2 protein-coding genes are annotated in these 2,174 nt (G+C 63.9%); both read left to right on the plus strand.

Features of this window, described 5'->3' with window-relative positions; translation table 11 throughout:
* Nucleotides 1-145 precede the first annotated feature (145 nt).
* Entirely contained in the window at nucleotides 146-1,075 is a 930-nt protein-coding gene (locus EBL85_RS16650; protein ID WP_123143495.1) for an ABC transporter ATP-binding protein, read from the plus strand.
* 5 nt (nucleotides 1,076-1,080) lie between these two features.
* On the plus strand, nucleotides 1,081-1,857 hold the full coding sequence (locus tag EBL85_RS16655) for an ABC transporter permease (RefSeq protein WP_123139401.1): 777 nt from the start codon (nucleotides 1,081-1,083) through the stop codon (nucleotides 1,855-1,857).
* Nucleotides 1,858-2,174 lie beyond the last annotated feature (317 nt).

Below are 2,174 nucleotides of genomic sequence, written 5' to 3' on the forward strand. Positions count from 1 at the left end.
CGGCTGGCGGCGCCGCTTGCGAGCGCGCGGCCGGCGCCGCTAGAGTAGTCGGCTATCCAGATCCGCCGGCCCGGTCGTTGGCGGGCCGCCTCGCGCGGGCCGTCGGTCCGCCGCTCATTCGGTCGCAATCCGTCAGACTTCCATCATGCTCGCACTCGATGTCCAGCAACTCACCAAGACCTACAAGGGTGGCTTCCAGGCGCTCAAGGGGATCGACCTGACGGTCGAGGAGGGTGACTTCTTCGCGCTGCTCGGCCCCAACGGGGCGGGCAAGTCGACCTTCATCGGTATCCTCTCGTCGCTGGTCAACAAGAGCAGCGGTCGGGTCAGCGTCTTCGGTCACGATCTCGATCGCGACCCCGAGCGGGTGAAGTCGTGCATCGGCCTGGTGCCGCAGGAGTTCAACTTCAACCTCTTCCTGCCGGTGTTCGAGGTGGTGCTCAACCAGGCCGGTTATTACGGCATCCCGCGGCGCGAGGCCAAGGTGCGCGCCGAGCGCTATCTGCGCCAGCTCGATCTCTGGGATCGGCGCGACACCGAGATGCGCCGACTCTCCGGTGGGCTCAAGCGCCGGCTGATGATCGCCCGCGCACTGGTGCACCAGCCGCGGCTGCTGATCCTCGACGAGCCGACCGCCGGGGTCGACATCGAGATCCGTCGCTCGATGTGGTCCTTCCTGCGCGAGCTCAACGCCGAGGGCACCACCATCATCCTCACCACCCACTATCTGGAGGAGGCCGAGAGCCTCTGCCGCAACATCGCCATCATCCAGCACGGCGAGCTGGTCGAGCGCTCGACCATGGGGGCGCTGCTCGGCAAGTTGCACACCGAGACCTTCGTGCTCAACCTCAAGGGACAGGTCAGCGAGCTGCCCGAACTCGGCGGCTTCGTCCTCCAGCATCTCGACGACTGCACCCTGGAGGTGGAGATGAACCGTGATCACACCATCAATGGGCTGTTCGAGGCGCTCTCGCGCAACGGCATCGAGGTGATCAGTCTGCGCAACAAGCAGAACCGGCTCGAACGACTGTTCCTCGACATGGTCGAGCGTCGTCCCGCCGACGAGGGGGTCTGAGTATCATGGCCGAGACCTATCGCTACTGGATCACCTTCCAGACCATCCTCACCAAGGAGATCCTGCGCTTCTCGCGGATCTGGGTGCAGACCATCCTGCCCTCGGTGATCACCACCACCCTGTATTTCGTGATCTTCGGTCGGCTGATCGGTGAGCGCATCGGCGAGATGGACGGGGTCGCCTATCTGGAGTTCATCGTCCCCGGTCTGGCACTGATGAGCGTGATCACCAACGCCTATTCCAACGTCGTCTCGTCCTTCTACAGCAGCAAGTTCTCGCGCTATATCGAGGAGTTGCTGGTCTCGCCGGCGCCCAACTGGGTGATCCTCGCCGGCTATGTCGCCGGCGGCGCGGCGCGCGGTATGGTGGTGGGCGTGGCGGTGATGGTGGTGGCGATGCTGTTCACCGACATCGAGGTGCACAGTTATGGCGTCACCCTGCTGGTGTTCCTGATGACCGCGGTGCTGTTCGCGCTCGGCGGCTTCATCAACGCGGTCTATGCCAACAGCTTCGACGACATCTCGATCATCCCCACCTTCGTGCTCACCCCGTTGACCTATCTCGGCGGGGTCTTCTACTCGATCGAGCTGCTGCCGGAGTTCTGGCAGGGGGTGTCGATGGCCAATCCGGTGCTCTACATGGTCAACGCCTTCCGCTACGGCCTGCTCGGCATCAGCGACATCCCGCTCGGCGTCGCCTTTGCGATGATCGCCGCCTTCATCGTCGCGCTCGCCGCCTACAGCCTGCACCTGCTGCGCCGCGGCATCGGGATCAAGAACTGAGCCGTCGGGGGCGGCTCGGCTTGCAGCGGCCAGAAGGTTGAACCGCCAAGGGCGCGAAGGGCGCAAAGAAAGCGACCAGCCTTCAGCAAGCAGCCTCCAGTATCGGTTTGCGGTCAACTGCGGCGGTACGAGGCAATCCAGCTTCCTCACCTGGAGGCTGGCAGCTGGAAGCCCTTCTTCTCTTCGCGTCCTTCGCGCCTTGTATCTTGCCACCCCGTGGTGGTTAGCTCCCACCGCGCGAGATTGAGGCAGCTCGATTGCGCCTGAAGGCCTGGACCTTGTCGCTAAGACCAAGCCCTCGATCTCTCTTCTCATGC

This window comes from Marichromatium sp. AB32 (assembly GCF_003718675.1).
Lineage (GTDB): Bacteria > Pseudomonadota > Gammaproteobacteria > Chromatiales > Chromatiaceae > Marichromatium > Marichromatium gracile.